The following is a 282-nucleotide window of genomic DNA, read 5'->3' on the forward strand; positions in this document are numbered from 1 at the left end:
AGCCGACGATCGGCACTCCCGCGGCGCGATACAACTCGTGCTCGGCGTTTTCCGCCCACTTCAGGGCGGCGGTGTAGTGGAATCGGCCCGAGGCGTCGGTCTCGGAGAACCGGACCACGCCGCGCGATCGGTACACGCTCATGTCGGCACCGAATCGAGCTGTGGCAGGCCGAGCATGTCGCGAGCCTCCGCCGGGGTGGCGAGTTCGTAGCCGAGTTCGGTGATGATCCGGACCGCGCGCTCGACGAGTTCGAGGTTCGTCGCCAGGCGACCGTGCGAGTA

At 67.7% G+C, this 282-nt stretch carries 1 protein-coding gene; it reads right to left on the reverse strand.

Going from position 1 to position 282, the window contains the following annotated elements; genetic code table 11:
- Positions 1–138 precede the first annotated feature (138 nt).
- Positions 139–282, reverse strand: a 144-nt coding sequence (locus tag I0Q12_RS33460) for a 3-keto-5-aminohexanoate cleavage protein (protein ID WP_269437668.1), incomplete at its 5' end; no start/stop codon positions are given.

Origin of the sequence: Rhodococcus sp. CX (assembly GCF_015865005.1) — a bacterium.
Taxonomy (GTDB): domain Bacteria; phylum Actinomycetota; class Actinomycetes; order Mycobacteriales; family Mycobacteriaceae; genus Rhodococcus.